This is a genomic window from Actinomadura miaoliensis, from assembly GCF_039536785.1.
In the GTDB taxonomy this organism is placed as follows: Bacteria; Actinomycetota; Actinomycetes; order Streptosporangiales; family Streptosporangiaceae; genus Spirillospora; species Spirillospora miaoliensis.
In genome coordinates this window covers 23,151-39,540 of the sequence record NZ_BAAAZG010000059.1, presented here as the reverse complement: position 1 = coordinate 39,540, position 16,390 = coordinate 23,151, and the positions used below count along the sequence as shown (strand labels likewise).

The 16,390-nt window shown below is 72.7% G+C and carries 19 protein-coding genes; 13 read left to right on the top strand and 6 right to left on the bottom strand.

Translation table 11 applies throughout. The features are described 5' to 3' along the window. Together ABD811_RS36870 and ABD811_RS36865 are read left to right on the top strand one after the other, a co-directional pair. Positions 1-865 (top strand): DMT family transporter (locus tag ABD811_RS36870; protein WP_344957065.1); only part of this gene is annotated, 865 nt, incomplete at its 5' end. Positions 866-954: 89 nt separating this feature from the next. Then, a complete protein-coding gene (locus ABD811_RS36865) occupies positions 955-2,472 on the top strand; it encodes an alkaline phosphatase D family protein (protein ID WP_344957063.1) in 1,518 nt (505 codons plus the stop codon). A gap of 177 nt (positions 2,473-2,649) precedes the next feature. On the opposite strand, the gene ABD811_RS36860 is transcribed toward ABD811_RS36865, so the two are convergent. Then, the gene (locus ABD811_RS36860; protein ID WP_344957443.1) at positions 2,650-2,796 is read right to left on the bottom strand and encodes a hypothetical protein; all 147 of its coding nucleotides are present in this window, start codon (positions 2,794-2,796) and stop codon (positions 2,650-2,652) included. A 50-nt stretch (positions 2,797-2,846) separates the two neighbouring features. Here ABD811_RS36860 and ABD811_RS36855 point away from each other — a divergent pair, with 50 nt between their 5' ends. Continuing rightward, positions 2,847-3,206, top strand: coding sequence for a winged helix-turn-helix transcriptional regulator (locus tag ABD811_RS36855; RefSeq protein WP_425549504.1), 360 nt, complete (start codon positions 2,847-2,849; stop codon positions 3,204-3,206). Positions 3,207-3,324: 118 nt separating this feature from the next. Further along, the gene (locus ABD811_RS36850) at positions 3,325-4,335 is read left to right on the top strand and encodes an NADP-dependent oxidoreductase (protein ID WP_344957059.1); all 1,011 of its coding nucleotides are present in this window, start codon (positions 3,325-3,327) and stop codon (positions 4,333-4,335) included. Between the two features lie 80 nt (positions 4,336-4,415). Here ABD811_RS36850 and ABD811_RS36845 read toward each other — a convergent pair whose 3' ends face one another. Then, entirely contained in the window at positions 4,416-5,408 is a 993-nt protein-coding gene (locus tag ABD811_RS36845; RefSeq protein WP_344957057.1) for a GlxA family transcriptional regulator, read from the bottom strand. 101 nt (positions 5,409-5,509) lie between these two features. Here ABD811_RS36845 and ABD811_RS36840 point away from each other — a divergent pair, with 101 nt between their 5' ends. Continuing rightward, positions 5,510-6,226: an NAD(P)H-dependent oxidoreductase gene (locus tag ABD811_RS36840; RefSeq protein ID WP_344957056.1), complete on the top strand. Its 717-nt coding sequence runs from the start codon at positions 5,510-5,512 to the stop codon at positions 6,224-6,226. Positions 6,227-6,307: 81 nt separating this feature from the next. On the opposite strand, the gene ABD811_RS36835 is transcribed toward ABD811_RS36840, so the two are convergent. Continuing rightward, positions 6,308-6,787 carry a hypothetical protein gene (locus ABD811_RS36835; protein WP_344957054.1) on the bottom strand — a complete coding sequence of 160 codons (480 nt, stop codon included), beginning with the start codon at positions 6,785-6,787 and terminating at the stop codon, positions 6,308-6,310. A gap of 213 nt (positions 6,788-7,000) precedes the next feature. Between ABD811_RS36835 and ABD811_RS36830 the strand changes: the two genes are divergently transcribed. Continuing rightward, entirely contained in the window at positions 7,001-7,789 is a 789-nt protein-coding gene (locus ABD811_RS36830; RefSeq protein ID WP_344957052.1) for a tetratricopeptide repeat protein, read from the top strand. 131 nt (positions 7,790-7,920) lie between these two features. Continuing rightward, the gene (locus ABD811_RS36825; RefSeq protein ID WP_344957050.1) at positions 7,921-8,574 is read left to right on the top strand and encodes a lytic polysaccharide monooxygenase auxiliary activity family 9 protein; all 654 of its coding nucleotides are present in this window, start codon (positions 7,921-7,923) and stop codon (positions 8,572-8,574) included. Here the strand turns inward: ABD811_RS36825 and ABD811_RS36820 are convergent. Together ABD811_RS36820 and ABD811_RS36815 are read right to left on the bottom strand one after the other, a co-directional pair. Next, positions 8,561-9,850, bottom strand: coding sequence for a sensor histidine kinase (locus ABD811_RS36820; RefSeq protein WP_344957048.1), 1,290 nt, complete (start codon positions 9,848-9,850; stop codon positions 8,561-8,563). The genes ABD811_RS36825 and ABD811_RS36820 overlap by 14 nt on opposite strands. Next, entirely contained in the window at positions 9,847-10,503 is a 657-nt protein-coding gene (locus ABD811_RS36815; protein ID WP_344957046.1) for a response regulator transcription factor, read from the bottom strand. The genes ABD811_RS36820 and ABD811_RS36815 overlap by 4 nt, the downstream gene beginning before the upstream one ends. A 171-nt stretch (positions 10,504-10,674) precedes the next feature. On the opposite strand from ABD811_RS36815, the gene ABD811_RS36810 reads away from it, so the two are divergent. Genes ABD811_RS36810 through ABD811_RS36790 form a run of 5 tightly spaced genes read left to right on the top strand, consistent with a single transcriptional unit; the run spans position 10,675 to position 14,891 of the window. Next, positions 10,675-11,214, top strand: coding sequence for a hypothetical protein (locus ABD811_RS36810; protein WP_344957044.1), 540 nt, complete (start codon positions 10,675-10,677; stop codon positions 11,212-11,214). Continuing rightward, the gene (locus ABD811_RS36805) at positions 11,211-12,266 is read left to right on the top strand and encodes a peptidoglycan-binding protein (RefSeq protein ID WP_344957042.1); all 1,056 of its coding nucleotides are present in this window, start codon (positions 11,211-11,213) and stop codon (positions 12,264-12,266) included. The genes ABD811_RS36810 and ABD811_RS36805 overlap by 4 nt, the downstream gene beginning before the upstream one ends. After that, complete coding sequence (locus tag ABD811_RS36800; protein WP_344957040.1) at positions 12,263-12,958, top strand: ABC transporter ATP-binding protein; 696 nt, start codon at positions 12,263-12,265, stop codon at positions 12,956-12,958. Before ABD811_RS36805 ends, ABD811_RS36800 begins: the two co-directional genes overlap by 4 nt. A 14-nt stretch (positions 12,959-12,972) precedes the next feature. Further along, positions 12,973-14,187 (top strand): ABC transporter permease, encoded by a 1,215-nt coding sequence (locus tag ABD811_RS36795; protein WP_344957038.1) that lies wholly within the window; start codon positions 12,973-12,975, stop codon positions 14,185-14,187. Between the two features lie 50 nt (positions 14,188-14,237). Beyond that, positions 14,238-14,891, top strand: a complete 654-nt coding sequence (locus tag ABD811_RS36790; RefSeq protein ID WP_344957036.1) for a TetR/AcrR family transcriptional regulator — start codon at positions 14,238-14,240, stop codon at positions 14,889-14,891. An 18-nt stretch (positions 14,892-14,909) separates the two neighbouring features. Here ABD811_RS36790 and ABD811_RS36785 read toward each other — a convergent pair whose 3' ends face one another. After that, a complete protein-coding gene (locus ABD811_RS36785; RefSeq protein ID WP_344957034.1) occupies positions 14,910-15,485 on the bottom strand; it encodes a MarR family winged helix-turn-helix transcriptional regulator in 576 nt (191 codons plus the stop codon). A gap of 114 nt (positions 15,486-15,599) precedes the next feature. Between ABD811_RS36785 and ABD811_RS36780 the strand changes: the two genes are divergently transcribed. Beyond that, on the top strand, positions 15,600-16,370 hold the full coding sequence (locus ABD811_RS36780) for a dioxygenase family protein (RefSeq protein WP_344957032.1): 771 nt from the start codon (positions 15,600-15,602) through the stop codon (positions 16,368-16,370). The last annotated feature ends 20 nt before the right edge of the window (positions 16,371-16,390 follow it).

Sequence of the window (16,390 nt, the reverse complement as noted above, 5' to 3'; positions counted from 1 at the left end):
ACGCGGACTTCTGTACCTGGCCATCGCCGGCACGACCTGGGGCACCACGGGCGCAGCCGTGGACCTGGCCTACCGGTCGAGCGACCTGGGGCCGGCGGCCGTCTCCTTCTGGCGCTACGTCAGCGGCCTGGCCCTGCTCCTCCTCGTACGGCCCGCCGTACGTCCGTCCGGGAAACAGCCACGCCTCTCCCACCGCCTGGGGACAGGGCTGGGGCTCACCGTCTTCCAGACCGCCTACTTCGGAGCCGTCCAGACCACGGGTGTGGCGGTGGCCACCATCGTCACCCTGGGGGCCGGGCCGGTGCTCATCGCCGTGGGCGCCCGCCTCGTGTTGGGTGAGCGTCTCGGTGTGGGCGGCGTCGCGTCCCTGGCCGGAGCCCTCGCCGGGCTCTCGGTGCTCGTCCTGGGGGACGACACCGGAACGGTGCGTCCCCTGGGCATGGCACTCGCCCTGCTGTCAGCCGCCGGATACGCCGTGGCCACGCTCCTCACCCGCTGGGCGGGCCCGGACCAGGACTCCTTCACCACCACCCTGTGGGCCTTCGGCATAGGCGCCGCGGTACTCCTGCCCCTGGCAGCCGCAGAGGGACTGCTGCCGCACACCGCCGACCCGGTACGCGTCCTCGTCCTGCTGGCCTACGTGGCGGCGGTCCCGACCGCCCTGGCGTACCCGCTGTACTTCGCGGGGGCCGCCGCCGTCCGAGCCGCCACCGCCTCGGTCGTCATGCTGCTGGAACCGGTGAGCGCGGCCGTCATCGCCGTGACCGTCCTGGACGAGCGCCTCACCCCGTCCACCCTGACCGGCGCCCTGCTCCTGCTGGCCGCCGTCACAACGCTCACCTACGCCGAAACCCGCCGCCCATAGCCGCCGTGCCCGGCCGTCTCACCGACGGCCGGGCCGCCGCTGTGCTATAGCTAACCGTTAGCTATATCCCCGAGGAGGAAGGTTCCGCCTTGCTCTCCATCACCCGACGACGCTTCCTCGCCCACGGTGCGGCCGCCGGAGTGCTCGTCATGCCCATGGCGCCGTCGCCGCGCCGCCGCACCCCGGCCGACCCCTTCACCCTCGGGGTCGCCTCAGGAGACCCGCTCCCGGACAGCGTGATCCTGTGGACGCGCCTGGCTCCCCGCCCGCTCGACGTAGGCGGCGGCATGCCGGACCGCCCGATACGCGTCGAGTGGCAGGTCGCCGAAGACGAGCACTTCCATCGCGTCGTGCGTTCAGGGGAAACCCTGGCGCGACCGGAATCGGCGCACAGCGTGCACGTGGAACCCAGGGGATTGCGCCCCGCGTCCTGGTACTTCTACCGTTTCCGCGTCGGCCGCGACATCAGTCCCGTTGGACGCACACGCACGGCCCCGGCCCCCGGGTCGCTGTCCTCGTTCGCCTTCGCGGTCGCGTCCTGCCAGGACTGGCAGAACGGCTACTTCGCCGCCTACCAGCACATCGCCCGCGAGGACCTGGAACTGCTGCTCCACCTGGGCGACTACATCTACGAGGAGCCCATCACCCCCACCGGCACCCCGGACACACCGGGATTCGCCCGCGCCTCCCTACCGCCCGAACACCTGCGCCCAGAGGCCATGACCCTGGACCAGTACCGGCTCCGCTACGCCCTCTACAAGAGCGACCCTCAGCTCCAGGCCGCCCACGCCGCCCTTCCCTGGGTGCTCACCTGGGACGACCACGAAGTCGACGGCAACTGGGCGGGCGAGACCCCCGCCGACCCGGACCAACAGCCCCCCGCCGCCTTCCGCGCGCGCTTGGCCGCCGCCACTCGCGCCTACTACGAGCACCTTCCGCTGCGTGCCGTCCAGCCCCTGTACCGCCGCCTCACCTTCGGCGACATGGTGGAGTTCAACGTGACCGACACCCGCCGCTACCGCGTCCCCGGACGCACCATGCTCGGCGACCAGCAAGAAAGCTGGCTGCTGCAGGGACTCTCCCGATCCCGCGCGCGCTGGAACGTGGTCACCGCCCAGGTCGTCATGGCCCAGCTCGACCTCAAGCCGGGCCCCGGACGCTCACTGGACCAGGACAAGTGGGACGGCTTCCCCGAGTCCCGCCGGCGCATCCTCGAACGCGCCGCCCACGTGCGCAATCCGGTCGTGCTGTCGGGCGACTCGCACGTCAACATCGTCAGCGACCTCACCCTGGACTTCGACGACCCGGCGGCGCGAACGGTCGCCACCGAGTTCACCGGGACGGCGATCGCCAGCCGCGGCACCACCCTCGCCGAGCAGGCGGTCATCCACGCCACGATGGGCCAGGAGATGCCCTACATCCGCTACTTCGAGGGTTACCACCGCGGCTACCTCACCTGCCGCCTCACCCCTTCGACGTGGACGACCGAGCATCGCGCCGTCGACACCGCCGGTGAGCGCGGCCAGGTCGTCTCGCCGGACGCCGCCGTGCGTACGAACGCGGCGTTCGTCGTCGAGGACGGCCGCCCCGGCGCCCATCGCTCCTGACATGACGGGCACGGCGCACGGCCGTCCCGCCGGCTCGTGGCCACCCCTCTGACGAAGCATCGACCAGCCGCAGGCCCGCCCGCCGTCACCCAAACGGTTCCCCCGCACCCGCGGTTGGCGGCACGGAAGGACGACCGGTGGCCGCTTTGCGAGGACGCCCCTGACTCGCATGACGGTTCATGCCGAAAAGGTGTTGGTGGCGTGGGGGGTGAGGCGGACCACAACGCGTACCGTGCCTTCGGGGTCGGGCGGCGGGTCCTCGCCCAGGTACTTGTGCGAGATCTTGCGCTGAAGTGCGTGGTCGCGGTCTTCGAGGAGCGTCACAGCGGAACACCTGTGTTCCCGGGCAGGTCGACGGCGGGCAGGTCTGCACGATCCTCGACGTCCTCGGCCGGGTCGGGGGAAAGTGGAGCATCGGCGTCCTGATGGAGGCGACCCGTGGACCGGTGCGCTTCACCGAGTTGGAGCGCGCGGTCAGCGGCATCAGCCGGCGGATGCTCACGCTGACGCTGCGCAACCTGGAGCGCGACGGCCTGCTGGTGCGCACCGTTCACCCGACGGTGCCGCCCAAGGTCGAGTACGTCGCCACCGACATGGCCCGCGAACTCTGCGCGTACCTCCTCGGGCTCACCGAGTGGGCCGAGCGCCACCGCGCCGCCACGGTCCGCGCCCGCGACGCCTACGACAGCACCGCGCCTCCCCGGGCGGGCCTTGGCGTTTCGCTCGGTTCCTGACAGGACGAGGTGGCTGCCGAGACGATCGGACATGGGCTCGGGACGTCCGGCCATGGCCGCCCAGCGTTCTGCACGGTTGGCTTCTTGTCGAAAGAAGTACGACGTGAAGGGGTATTTGATGGGCGTGCAACTCGTGAGCCGCGAATTCCGACTGGCTTACCGTCCGGTCGGTGAGCCGAAGGCGGACGTTTTCACGATGGTCCGTACCGAGGTGCCCGAACCCGGGGACGGGCAGATCGTGGTCCGTAACACCTGGATGTCGGTGGATCCCTGGATGCGGGAATCGATGAAGGGGAAAGTGCATCTTCCGCCGTTCGATCTCGATGCCCCCTTGCCCGGCCTCGCCGTCGGGGAGGTCGTGGCCTCACGGTCGGCGGCGATACCGGTCGGCGCGACCGTCTCGCACTTCCTGGGCTGGCGGGAGTACGCCGTCGTGGCGGCCGCCGAGGCGACCGTCGTCGACACGGACCTCGCACCGGCCGAGGCGTATCTGGGTGTTCTGGGGATCACCGGGCTCACCGCGTACGCGACGTTGACCGAGGTCGCGGCGGTGCGCGAGGGCGACGTGGTGTTCGTCTCGGCCGCCGCGGGGGCCGTGGGAAGCGTCGCCGGCCAGGTGGCCCGCAAGCTCGGCGCCGCGAAGGTCATCGGCTCGGCCGGCGGCCCCGAGAAGACGCGGAGGCTGGTGACCGATTTCGGCTATGACGAAGGCATCGACTACAAGGCCGGGCCGATCGCCGAGCAGCTCGCCAAGGCCGCCCCCGACGGCATCGACTACTATTTGGACAATGTCGGCGGCGACCATCTGGAGGCCGCGATCGGCCTTCTGCGCGAGCGCGGCCGGATCGCGATGGTCGGCGCGATCAGTTCCTACAACGCCACCGAACCGCCGCCCGGCCCGCGCAACCTGTTCGATCTGGCGGGCAAGAACGCGAGCCTGCACGGCATGCTGATCGACGCGTATCTCCACCTGTCTCCCGAATGGGTCCGGCGCGGCGCCGAATGGCTCGCCGACGGCACGCTGCGCAACGAACAAACCGTTTTCGAGGGGCTCGAACAGGCGCCCGCCGCCTTCCTGAGCCTCATGCGGGGAGCCAACATCGGGAAGATGCTCGTCCGCATCGGCTGATGCCGACATGGGCCCGAGGGGGGCGGCCCACCGCCGATCGGGGGCGGCCCCCTCCCCGGGACGGCCGTCCTCGGCCTGGACTAGGGCCCGGACTGGCCGCGGAAGGTGGCGCGGTAGGCGGTGGGGGCGACGCCGAGGGCGTCCTGCAGGTGCCGGCGCAGGGACGCGCCGGTGCCGAAGCCCGCGCGTTCGGCGATCTGGTCGACGGTCAGGTCGGTCTCCTCCAGCAGCCGCCGGGCCAGGTCGACGCGCCGGCGCGTCAGCCAGCGGCCCGGCGAGGTGCCGACCTCCTCGCGGAAACGGCGGGTGAAGGTGCGCACGCTCATCGCCTCGCGGGACGCCAGGTCGCGCAGCGTCAGGGGGCGGTGCAGGTTCTCCAGCGCCCAGGCGCGCGCACGGCTCGTCGAGGTCACGCCGGGTTCGGGCAGCGGGCGCGGGATGTACTGGGCCTGGCCGCCTTCGCGGTGCGGCGGCACCACCGTGCGGCGGGCCACCGCGGTCGCGACCGCCGCGCCGTGGTCACCGCGGATCATGTGCAGGACCAGGTCGATCCCGGCCGCCTCGCCCGCCGAGGTCAGCACCCGTCCGGCGTCGGTGTAGAGCACGGCGGCGTCGACCGCCACGTCCGGGAACGTCCGGGCGAACAGGTCGCACGACATCCAGTGGGTGGTGGCGGGGCACCCGTCCAGCAGCCCCGCCGCCGCCAGCACGAACGCGCCGGTGCACACCGAGGCGACGCGCGCGGACGGCCGGACGCGGGCCAGCGCCTCGGCCAGCGGCTCGGGCAGCGCGCCCGGCCGCAGCTTCTCGTCCTCCTCGTGCGACGCCGGGACGATCACGGTGTCGGCCTCGCCGAGCGCCTCGGGGCCGTGGGGCACCGTGACGGCGAAGTCGGCGTCGGTGCGCACCGGGCCTGGCGTGGTGGAGCACGTCACCACCTCGTACAGCGGGCTCCCGTCCGGTGCCGTCGCCGTGCCGAACAACTGGTGCACCAGGCCCAGCTCCATCGGCAGCACGCCGTGCCGGACCAGGACCGCCACCCGGTGCCGCCCGTCGTCACGGAACACGGCCATGGCCCGATCCTTGCACATATTGGCCATCGGGCCACTGGCCCGGCCGCACGCCCGGCGAGCAGCATGGCCGGAACGACGCCGAGCGGAAGGAGCCGCGACCGATGAACGTGCTGTGGGTTCTGGCGCATCCCGAGCCGCGCTCGCTGAACGGCGCGCTGCGCGACGAGGGCCTGCGCACCCTCGCGGACCTGGGCCACGACGTCCGGCAGTCCGACCTGTACGCGATGCGGTGGAACCCCGTGGTGGACGACGCCGCCGGCACGTGCGACCAGGACACGTGCGACCACGACGTCCGCCGCGAGCAGGAGAAACTCCTGTGGGCGGACGCGCTCGTCGTGCAGTTCCCGCTGTGGTGGCACAGCGTGCCCGCCATCCTGAAGGGCTGGTTCGACCGGGTGTTCGCCAAGGGGTTCGGGTTCGGGGTGCGGGACGGCGACGGGCGCGTCCTGCGCTACGGCGAGGGCACCCTGGCGGGCAGGCGCGCGTTCGTCATCACCACGGCGGGCGCGCGTGCCGCGGGCATGGGCCCGCGCGGCGTGCACGGCGACGCCGAGCAGGTGCTGTTTCCGCTGTTGCACGGCACGCTGTGGTACACGGGCATGTCGGTGCTGCCGCCGCTGGTGCTGACCGGCGCCGACCGCCTCACCCCCGGCGGCTACCGTGCCGCGGCCGCCGAGCTGAGGCGGCGCCTGCGCAGCCTGCCGACCGCGGCGCCCATTCCGTACCGCGCCGAGCACGGCGGGGACTACGACGAGCACCTCGTCCTGCGCCCCCACGTCGCCCCCGGCCGCTGCGACTTGGCCGTGCACCGGGCGTGAAAGGAATGGTCGACGCGCCTTTCGCCTGGCAGGAGGGCCGGCAATTCACGCCGCCCGCCAGCCGGCCCGGATGAGGGGCGCCTAAAGGCAGACCCAGCAATAGAGCTGCTCTCCCCTGGCGCGGGCCAGTACGGCGAGCTCGATCAGTTTCTCGAGCAGCGGTTGGATGTGCTCGACGCGCGTCACGTCGAGCTCCTCGGCCCGCATCCACTCGGCGGCCAGCTCCGGTACGTCCGTATCCGGCACTCCTGCCAGCGCGTCCCGCACCGAGCTGTCAAGCTGCGTCACCCACGGCCCCGTCACCCATGGGTCGTCATCGTCTTCGGGGCCTTCCGGCCAGGGATACGGGGTGGTCGGCCACACCGTCGTCTCCTTGACCAGGTCCGGTGACCACGGCACCTTCGTGATGGCCGCGATCAGCTGCCCCAGGACGACGCACGAATCCACGCCTTTGGTCTGGACTCTGTCGAAGCCGCAGCCGAACAGACTGCCATCGGGTTCCAGCGCTTCCACCACTGATTCCGCATCGGGCGCGCGGAAGTAGTCGGTCAACACACCCATCGGAACTCCTCGGTCCGGTACGCCAGACGGTCGACGGCCAGTAGAGCAGAGGTCACCGACAGAACGGCCCATGCGCTGACCGGCGTTCGGCGATGGCACGGGGACCGCTTGCGTGTCAACCGGACGAAGGAGTGAGCAGGACGGAAAAGAGACTCGCCGTCGGGACGATCCGGGACGGTGTTTTCGGCGTCCCATTCCCCGGAGGCGATGTGCATGGGATCGGTTGTGGAAGCCGCGGTGGAGGCGTTTCGGGCCGCGCAACGCGGGAGCCGGGAGGCGAGGGCGCGGCTGGAGGAACTGCGGGGGCCGCTCGTCGCGCTGGCCGACGAGGGCGACGTGGAGGCGCAGAACGCGCTGGGCGGTATCGCGCTGGAACACGACGGCGACGCGGAGACCGCGCTGCGGTACTGGACGCTCGCGGCGCAGCGGCGCCATCCGGCGGCGCAGCGGGGGCTCGGGCATTTGTACGCGGCGGGCAAAGGCGTGGAACGGGACGTGGAGAAAGCGGCGGAGTTGTTCCGTCCCGCGGCCCTCGCCGGGGACCATTTCGCCATGTTCAACCTGGCGCTGCTGCATCTGCGGGAGGAACGGCTCGCCGGGTGCATGAGCCGGGACGAATTGGTGGCCCTGCTGGAGGGGGCCGCCGACCAGGGGCTGGCGGAGGCGGCCACGGAACTGGGCAATCTGCTGGCCAAGGAGGATCGGGACGAGGAGGCGCTGCGGTGGTATCTGCGGGCCGCGCACGGCGGGTACCCGCCGGCGATGTTCGTGGCGGCGTGCTGGTACCGGGACGGCTACGGCACCGAACCCGATCCGGTGCAGGCCGTGCGCTGGTTCCTGGCGATGCTCGGCGCGGGCAGCGGGGACGGCGTGCACGAGGCGATCCGGCTGGCCGGCTCCATGACCGACGAGGAGATCCGCCGCGCCGCCGCGCTGGCCGGAGATCCGAACAGCGGTGACGCCCTCATTTCCACCGTTCGGGGACGCACCTCCGGCGATTAGCGTTTCTCCGCCGTCATCCGGGTCATGAAACATTTCACGGCCCGGATGACGCATTTGCGGGCGCCGGGTTAGCATCCGCATGGGAGCGCTCCCAATCCGGCAACCCCCGCCACCGGAACGGAGAACGCGTAATGCGCCTCAACCGAATGCTCCGCCGTGCCCTGACCATGCTCTCCGCGGCGGCGCTCGTGCCGCTCGTGTCGGTCGACACCGCGTCGGCGCACGGATCCGTCATCGACCCGGCGTCCCGCAACTACGGCTGCTGGCAGCGCTGGGGCAGCGACCACCTGAACCCCGACATGGCGCAGCAGGACCCCATGTGCTGGCAGGCGTGGCAGGACAACCCCAACGCCATGTGGAACTGGAACGGCCTGTACCAGAACAACGTCGGCGGTAACCACCAGGCCGTGGTCCGGGACGGGCAGCTGTGCAGCGGCGGCCTGGCCGAGGGCGGCCGCTACCGCTCCCTGGACGCCGTGGGCGCGTGGAAGATGAAGGACATCTCCAGCACGTTCACCATCAACCTGTACGACCAGGCCAGCCACGGCGCGGACTACATCCGCGTCTACGTCACCCGCCAGGGCTACAACGCCCTGACCCAGCCGCTGCGCTGGAGCGACCTGGAACTGGTCCGCGAGACGCCCCGGTACGCGCCCGCCAACAATTACGTGGTGTCCAACGTGAACGTCTCCGGACGCAGCGGCCGCCACGTCGTCTACACCGTCTGGAAGGCGTCGCACATGGACCAGACGTACTACATCTGCAGCGACGTCAACTTCCGCTGAGCCGTCCGGGCGACGCCCACCGATCCCGTCCCGCCGGAAGCCGCGCCGCGTCCGGCGGGACGTTCTCTTCCCGGGCGGGCAGGCGCACGGTGACGACCAGCCCGCCGCCCGCCCGCGGCTCGGCGGTGACCGTCCCGCCGTGGGCCGTGGCCGTGGCGCGCACGATCGACAGCCCGAGGCCCGAGCCCCGGTCCGAGCGCACGCGGTCGGTGCCGAGGCGGCGGAACGGCTCGAAGATGGTCTCCACCTCGTACGGCGGGACGACCGGTCCGCTGTTGGAGACGACCAGCTCGGCCCAGCCGCCGCGGCGGCGCGTGACGACCGACAGCGACCCGTCCTCGTGGTTGTGCCTGATCGCGTTCTCCACCAGGTTCTGCACGAGCCGTTCGACCAGCACCGGGTCGCCCGCCGTGGGCGCCGCCGCCAGCGCGCGGGACGCGCCGACCCCGCGCGCCGACGCCTCGGCCGCGGCCTGGTCGAGGACGTGCGCGGCGACGTCGGCCAGGTCGAGCGGACTGGTGTCGGTCACCTCGTTCTCGCTGCCCGCCAGCGTGAGCAGCCCGTCGATGAGCCGTTCGTGCCGGCCGTTGACGACCAGCAGCGACTCGCCGAGCCGCCGGACGTCGTCGGTGGCGTCCGGGCGGCGCAGGGCCACGTCGATGAGCGTCCGGTTGATGGCCAGGGGCGTGCGCAGCTCGTGCGAGGCGTTGGCGACGAAACGGCGCTGGCCGTCGAAGGCGCGGGCGAGCCGCTCCAGCATGGTGTCGAACGTGTCGGCCAGCTCCTTGACGTCGTCGCGCGGTCCCCGGTAGGCGATCCGCTCGGTGAGGTTGTGGCTGCGCGCCACCCGCCGCGCCGTCTCGGTGATGGCGTGCAGCGGACGCAGCGCCCGGTCGGTGAACAGCCAGCCCAGCCCGAACGCGGCGGCGGTCACCACGGCCAGCGCGATGCCGCCCTGGGTGAGCACGGAGTTCAGGGTCTCCTGCTGCGAGTCGTCCTTGACCCTGACCATCACCGCCTGCGCCTCCCGGGCGGGGATCAGCGTGTCCGGCGGGACGTCCGCGAAGACCCGGTTCATCGCCGCCGGGGGCTCCGTCTGGCCGTAGTAGGTCAGCCTGCCGCTCTCCACCGCGCCCTTCGGCGGCGCCACGGTGTTCTTGACCAGGAAGTACGTCAGCGCCAGCAGCACGATCCCGCCGAGCAGGAACAGGCCGCCGTACAGCAGCGTGAGCCGGACCCGGATCGTGGGCCGCAGCCCCTGCACCAGCGTGTTCATGGAATCCGGTACCCCACTCCCGGGACGGTCTCGATGAGCGGCGGCTCGCCCAGCTTGCGGCGCAGCTTCATCAGCGTGACGCGGACGGTGTTGGTGAACGGGTCGGTGTGCTCGTCCCACACCTTCTCCAGCAGCCGTTCGGCCGACACCACGGCGCCGTCGGCGCGCAGCAGCTCGGCGAGCAGGCCGAACTCCTTGCGCGCCAGGTGGACGTACCGGCCGTCGCGGTACACCTCGCGGCGGGCCGGGTCGAGCCGCACGCCCGCGCGTTCCAGCAGCGGCGGGTCGGCGGGGCGGGCGCGGCGGCCCAGCGCGTGGACGCGCGCGAGCAGCTCCTCGAACGCGAACGGCTTGACCAGGTAGTCGTCGGCGCCCAGGCGCAGCCCGGCGACGCGGGCGGGCACGGCGGACGCGGCGGTGAGCATCAGCACCCGCACGTGCGCGCCGGAGTCGACGACCGCGCGGCACACGTCGTCGCCGTGCACGACCGGCAGGTCGCGGTCCAGGACGAGCACGTCGTAGTCGTTGACGCCGAGCCGTTCCAGCGCCGCGTCCCCGTCGTACACCACGTCCACCGCCAGCGCCTCGGCCCGCAGGCCCTCGGCGATCGAGTCGGCGAGCATGCGCTCGTCCTCGGCGATCAGTACCCGCACCGTGTCCCGTCCTCCGTCGTACGCCGTGTGCCGCACCAGCCTTCGCCATGGCGCGTAACGCCGGCATAACCCGGATCGGTTACGCCCGGGTTATGGGCGCGGCGCTGGACTTCCGGCACGTGTTCCGGCGCGGGAGGCGCCGGAGGACGCCGAGGAAGAGGAGTGCGACCGATGAGACGACGGATGCTGGCGTCCCTGGCCCTGTTGCCGGTGCTGGCACTCGGCCCCGCGGCCTGCGGCGACGGCGGAGAGGACGCCGTGAGCAGCTCCCGCAAGGAGCAGGCCGCCGACCTGGACAAGATGCGGCAGTACGCCAGGTGCATGCGTGAGAACGGCGTCGACATGGACGACCCGGACCCCAATGGCGGCATGCGCGCCCGCGTGACCAAGGAGGACGGCAAGGGCGCGGAGGTGATGAAGAACGCCGAGGCCAAGTGCCGCCGCCTGCTGCCGGACGGCGGCAAGCCGAAGAAGCCGTCCGCCGAGGAGCTGGCCAAGATGCGCGCGCTGGCCAAGTGCATGCGCGAGCACGGCATCAACATGCCCGACCCGGAGCCCGACGGGAAGGTCGTGATCGGGCACAAGCAGGGCGACCCCGGCCCCACGCCCGGCAGCGCGGAGTGGCAGAAGGCGCAGAAGGAGTGCGACAAGTACGCGCCCAAGCGCGGCGCCGGCGGGGGCATGGTCGACGGAAAGAAGACCGCGCCGTGAGCAGGACGCGCATCGCGGTGCTGGCCGTTGTCGGGGCGGTGGTGGTCGGCGGCGCCGGCCTGGCCACGGTCGGTCTGGGCGGTGGCGGCGGGGCCGATCCCGCCGCCGCGGGGTCCGCGCTGCCGCCCGCCACCGAGCCGGTCGAGCGCACCACGCTGGTGGAGACGCAGACGGTGGACGGCACCCTCGGCTACGGGACGACCCGTACCGCGACCGGCGGGGACGGGCGCGGCACGGTCACCTGGATCGCCGCGCCCGGCACGGTCGTGTCCCGCGGCCGGTCCGCCTACAAGATCGACAACCGTGCGGTGCCGCTGCTGTACGGGAGGCTGCCGGTCTACCGGACGCTGTCGGCGGGCACCGAGGGACCCGACGTCGAACAGCTCGAACGCAACCTGCGGGCCCTCGGCTACACGGGTTTCACCGTGGACGACACGTACAACTCCGCCACTGCCGCCGCCGTCGAGCGCTGGCAGGACGACCTCGGCCTGTCCGAGACCGGCACGGTGACGCCCGGGTCGGTGCTCGTCGCGTCCGGCGCGATTCGCGTGGCCGAACGCAAGGCCGAGGTCGGCGACCAGGCGAGCGGCCCGATCCTCACCTACACCGGCACGACCCGGGTGGTCAGCGTCGACCTGGACGTCAAGTACCAGCGGCTGGCCCGCAAGGGCGCCGAGGTGACGGTGGAGCTGCCCGACGGCGACACGGTCAAGGGCAGGATCAGCGCGGTCGGCAGGGTCGCCACGGAGGGACGCGACGAGGAGTCCCCGACCACCATCTCCGTCACCGTGGCCCTGCGCGGGCAGCGGGCGCTCGGCTCCTACGACAAGGCGCCGGTGGACGTGCGGCTGACCGCCGAACGGCACGAGGACGTGCTCGCCGTCCCCGTCGCCGCGCTGCTCGCCCAGTCCGACGGCGGCTACGCCGTGCAGGTCGTGGAGGGCTCGCGGGTGCGCACCGTGCCCGTGGAGACGGGCGTGTTCAGCGACGGCAAGGTGGAGGTCTCCGGGGCCGGGCTGGCCGAGGGCATGAAGGTGGGGGTCCCGGCATGATCCCCGTCGCGGAGCTGCGCGAGGTCACCAAGTCCTATCCCGGCGGGGTGACCGCGCTGGACGGGGTGTCGCTGACGGTCGCCGCCGGGGAGCTGGTCGCGGTCGTGGGACCGTCCGGCTCCGGGAAGTCGACGCTGCTGCACCTGCTGGGCACGCTGGACCGGCCCAGCTCGGGGACGGTGCTGGTGGAGGGCCGGGACGTGTCGCGGATGTCGGACCGGCGGCTGTCGGTGCTGCGCGCCCGGCGGATCGGGTTCGTCTTCCAGCAGTTCCACCTGGCCGCCGGGGTGTCCGCGCTGGACAACGTGGCCGACGGGCTGCTGTACGCGGGACCGTCGCCGGCCGAGCGGCGGCGCCGCGCCCGCGCCGCCCTGGAGCGCGTCGGCCTCGGCCACCGGCTCGGGCACCGGCCGCACCAGCTGTCGGGCGGTGAGAAGCAGCGCGTCGCGATCGCCCGGGCGGTGGTCGGGGAACCGGCGATGCTGCTGGCCGACGAGCCGACCGGCGCGCTGGACTCGGCGTCCGGCGCGGGCGTGCTCGACCTGCTGCGCGAGCTGGCCGCGTCCGGCACCGCCGTCGTGGTAATCACCCACGATCTGGAGATCGCCGCGTCGCTGCCCCGCCAGGTGCGCGTGCGCGACGGCCGTATCGTCCACGACACCGTGGCCGCCGGGGCGGAGGTCGCGCGATGACGTGGAGACCCGCGATGACGAGGAGACGGCGGCGCGGAGCGCCGGAGGAGCAGGCCGCCCGGCTGGGGCCGCGGGACGTGCTGCGGGTGGGCGCGGCCGGGCTGCGGGCGCGCCCGCTGCGGGTGTTCCTGTCGGCGCTGGGCATCGCGATCGGCATCGCCGCGATGATCGGCGTGGTGGGCATCTCCACCTCCAGCCGGGCGCAGCTGCAGGCCACCCTCGACCGGCTCGGCACCAACCTGCTGACCGTCGCTCCCGGCAAGGACTTCTTCGGCGCCGACGCCAAACTGCCCGAGAGCGCCACCGGCATGATCGGCCGGATCCCGGACGTGCTGTCGGCGTCCGCCACCGGCAAGGTCGACGCCAGGGTCTACCGCAACGACCACATCCCCGAGGGCGAGAGCGGCGGGATCAGCGTGCTGGCGACCCGGCTGGACCTGCCCCGCACGGTCGGGCTGTCCATGGCCGACGGGACGTGGCTGAACGCGGGCACCGGCCGCTACCCGGCGGTCGTGCTGGGGTCCGAGGCGGCCCGGCGGCTCGGGATCGCCCAGGCGGGCGCGCAGGTCTGGCTCGGCGAGCAGTGGTTCACCGTCGTCGGGATCCTCGCCCCCGCCGACCTGGCCCAGGAACTCGACTCGGCCGCCCTGATCGGCTGGGACGCGGCGGGCTCGCGGCTCGGCTTCGACGGGCATCCCACCACGGTGTACGCGCGCGCCGCCAAGGACCGGGTGGAGCAGGTGCGCGACCTGCTGGCCGCCACCGCCAACCCCGAGTCGCCCAACGAGATCGAGGTCAGCCGCCCCTCGGACGCGCTGGCCGCCCAGAACGCCACCGACCAGGCGTTCACCGGGCTGCTGCTCGGCCTCGGCGGGGTGGCGCTGCTGGTCGGCGGTGTGGGGGTGGCCAACACGATGGTCATCTCGGTGCTGGAGCGGCGCGCCGAGATCGGCCTGCGCCGCTCCCTGGGCGCCACCCGCGGGCAGATCCGGCTGCAGTTCCTCACCGAGTCGCAACTGCTGGCCGCGCTCGGCGGGGTCGGCGGGGTGAGCCTGGGCATCGTCGTGACGGCGGTGTTCGCGGTGATCCAGGGCTGGCCGACGGTCGTCCCGGTGTGGGCGATGGCCGGAGGCGTCGCCGCCACCCTGGTGATCGGGGCGATCGCCGGGCTGTATCCGGCGATCCGCGCGGCCCGGCTCGCCCCGACCGAGGCCCTCGCCGCGCCGTGACGACGGTGCCCGGCCGGGCGCGGAACCCCGCGTTCCTTACGATGACCTGCATGGAGTCGACGACGCGGGGGTCCACGGACGGGGCCGGGGCGCGGCCGCCGAGCGGGCGCGGAGCCCAGGCGGCGCGCAACGACCGGCTGATCCGGGAGGCGGCCCGGGCGGTGTTCACCGCCGACCCCGAGGCGCCCATCGCGGCGGTGGCCCGGCACGCGGGCGTCGGCATCAGCGCCCTGTACCGCCGGTACAGGAGCAAGGAGGACCTGCTCCAGCGGCTCACCGCCGAGGCCATGGACCGCTACCTGGCCGAGGTGGACCGCGCCCTCGCCGACGACCGCGATCCGTGGACGGCGTTCGCCGACTTCATGCGCCGCTGCCTGGACCTGGGCGCCGGATCGCTCGGCATGCGGCCGGCGGCCGGCCTGCCGCCGACCGAGGAGATCGCCGACAGGGAGCGGCGGATGCGGGCGGCCACGCACCGGCTGCTGGACCGCCTCAAGGACGCGGGGGCGCTGCGCCGCGACATCGAGGTCGGCGACGTCGCCGTGATCCTGGAGAACGCGCAGGCCCTGCGCGTCGGCGACGACGAGCGCACCAGGCGGCTGCGGCACCGCTACCTGACGTTCCTCCTGGCGGGGCTGCGGCTGCCCGCGGACGCCGAGCTGCCCGGCCCCGCCCCCGCCTGGGAGGAGCTGCGTGCCCGTTAGCGTCCGTGTCAGGCCGTGCTAGCAGGCCGGGCAGCCGGAGCGCCCGCCGTCGTCGCCGTCCTCGGCGCAGTCGGAACCGTCGGCGGCGTCGGCGGCGTCGCAGGGGCCGAAGATGTCGGGGCTGCCGGCGCCGTCGGGGTCCAGGTGGGCCAGCAGCGTGCGCAGGATCTCGCGCAGCCGCAGCACGTCCTCGCGGCTGAGCGGGTCGAACAGGTGGCGCCGCACCGCCTCCACGTGCCCGGGGGCGGCCGCCTCCAGGACGGCGAAGCCCTCGTCGGTGAGCTCGGCGATGGTGGTGCGCCGGTCGTCCGGATGCTTGGCGCGGCGCACCCAGCCCGCCTCCTCCAGCCGGTTGACCGCGTGCGACAGGCGGCTCGGCGAGGAGCGCACGACCGCGGCCAGCTCGGTCATGGTCAGCGCCCGGCCCGGCGCCTCGGACAGCATGGCCAGGATCACGTAGTAGGTGTGCGGCAGGCCCGAGTCGCGCTGGAGCTGGCGTTCCAGCGTCTCGTTCAGCAGCCGGGTCGTCCACAGGAAGGCCCGCCAGGTCTGCTGCTCCTCGGCGTCCAGCCAGCGCGTCCCGTACTCGGCCATGCCCTCCAGCTTACTTGAAGATTCAAGACTTGAAGGTTCAACCAACTCGGCGTATGCTCCGCACAGACTTTGTCAAAGTTTGAACTATCTGGACCGAGTGGAACGGGGACGATCATGACCGCCCGGATGCCCGTGCTCTACCTCAGCCACGGCGCCCCGCCCCTGGCCGACGACGAGGTCTGGACCGGCCAGCTCGCCCGCTGGTCCGCCGACCTGCCGCGCCCGCGCGCCGTCCTCATGGTGTCCGCCCACTGGGAGGAGGCCCCGCTCACGATCGGCGCCACCCGGACGGTGCCGCTGGTGTACGACTTCTGGGGCTTCCCCCGGCACTACTACGAGGTCACCTACGAGGCCCCTGGTGCGCCCGAACTCGCCGACGCGGTGCGCCGCATGCTGCCGGACGTCCACCACGACCCCGAACGCGGCCTCGACCACGGCGCCTACGTGCCGCTGAAGGAGATGTACCCGGACGCCGACGTCCCCGTGCTGCAGATGTCCATGCCCACCCTGGAACCCGAGCGGCTGTTCGAGATCGGCCGGAAGCTGGCCCCGCTGCGCGACCAGGGAGTGCTCATCGTCGGCAGCGGCTTCACCACCCACAACCTGCGCGCGATGAGCCCCGCCCCCGACGCCGCGCCCCCCGCGTTCACCGTCGAGTTCGACGACTGGGCCGAGCGCTCGGTCGGCGCCGGAGACGTCGACGCGCTGCTCGACTTCGAGGCCAAGGCGCCCGCCGCGCGCCTGGCGCACCCCCGCACCGAGCACTTCGCGCCCCTGTTCGTGGCGCTCGGCGCCGACGCCGACGGCACCGGCGGCACCCGCGGCCGCTCGGTGATCGACGGCTACTGGTTCGGGATGGCCAAGCGATCCTTCCAGTTCGGCTGAGCGCCCCCGAGACGGGCGCC

Bases quoted from the DNA above. Each gene is read 5' to 3' on its own strand.
- ABD811_RS36850 (WP_344957059.1), top strand. From the start codon at position 3,325: ATGGGCGTGCAACTCGTGAGCCGCGAATTCCGACTGGCTTACCGTCCG.
- ABD811_RS36845 (WP_344957057.1), bottom strand. From the start codon at position 5,408: ATGGCCGTGTTCCGTGACGACGGGCGGCACCGGGTGGCGGTCCTGGTC.
- ABD811_RS36840 (WP_344957056.1), top strand. From the start codon at position 5,510: ATGAACGTGCTGTGGGTTCTGGCGCATCCCGAGCCGCGCTCGCTGAAC.
- ABD811_RS36835 (WP_344957054.1), bottom strand. From the start codon at position 6,787: ATGGGTGTGTTGACCGACTACTTCCGCGCGCCCGATGCGGAATCAGTG.
- ABD811_RS36830 (WP_344957052.1), top strand. From the start codon at position 7,001: ATGGGATCGGTTGTGGAAGCCGCGGTGGAGGCGTTTCGGGCCGCGCAA.
- ABD811_RS36825 (WP_344957050.1), top strand. From the start codon at position 7,921: ATGCGCCTCAACCGAATGCTCCGCCGTGCCCTGACCATGCTCTCCGCG.
- ABD811_RS36820 (WP_344957048.1), bottom strand. From the start codon at position 9,850: ATGAACACGCTGGTGCAGGGGCTGCGGCCCACGATCCGGGTCCGGCTC.
- ABD811_RS36810 (WP_344957044.1), top strand. From the start codon at position 10,675: ATGAGACGACGGATGCTGGCGTCCCTGGCCCTGTTGCCGGTGCTGGCA.
- ABD811_RS36800 (WP_344957040.1), top strand. From the start codon at position 12,263: ATGATCCCCGTCGCGGAGCTGCGCGAGGTCACCAAGTCCTATCCCGGC.
- ABD811_RS36795 (WP_344957038.1), top strand. From the start codon at position 12,973: ATGACGAGGAGACGGCGGCGCGGAGCGCCGGAGGAGCAGGCCGCCCGG.
- ABD811_RS36790 (WP_344957036.1), top strand. From the start codon at position 14,238: ATGGAGTCGACGACGCGGGGGTCCACGGACGGGGCCGGGGCGCGGCCG.
- ABD811_RS36785 (WP_344957034.1), bottom strand. From the start codon at position 15,485: ATGGCCGAGTACGGGACGCGCTGGCTGGACGCCGAGGAGCAGCAGACC.
- ABD811_RS36780 (WP_344957032.1), top strand. From the start codon at position 15,600: ATGACCGCCCGGATGCCCGTGCTCTACCTCAGCCACGGCGCCCCGCCC.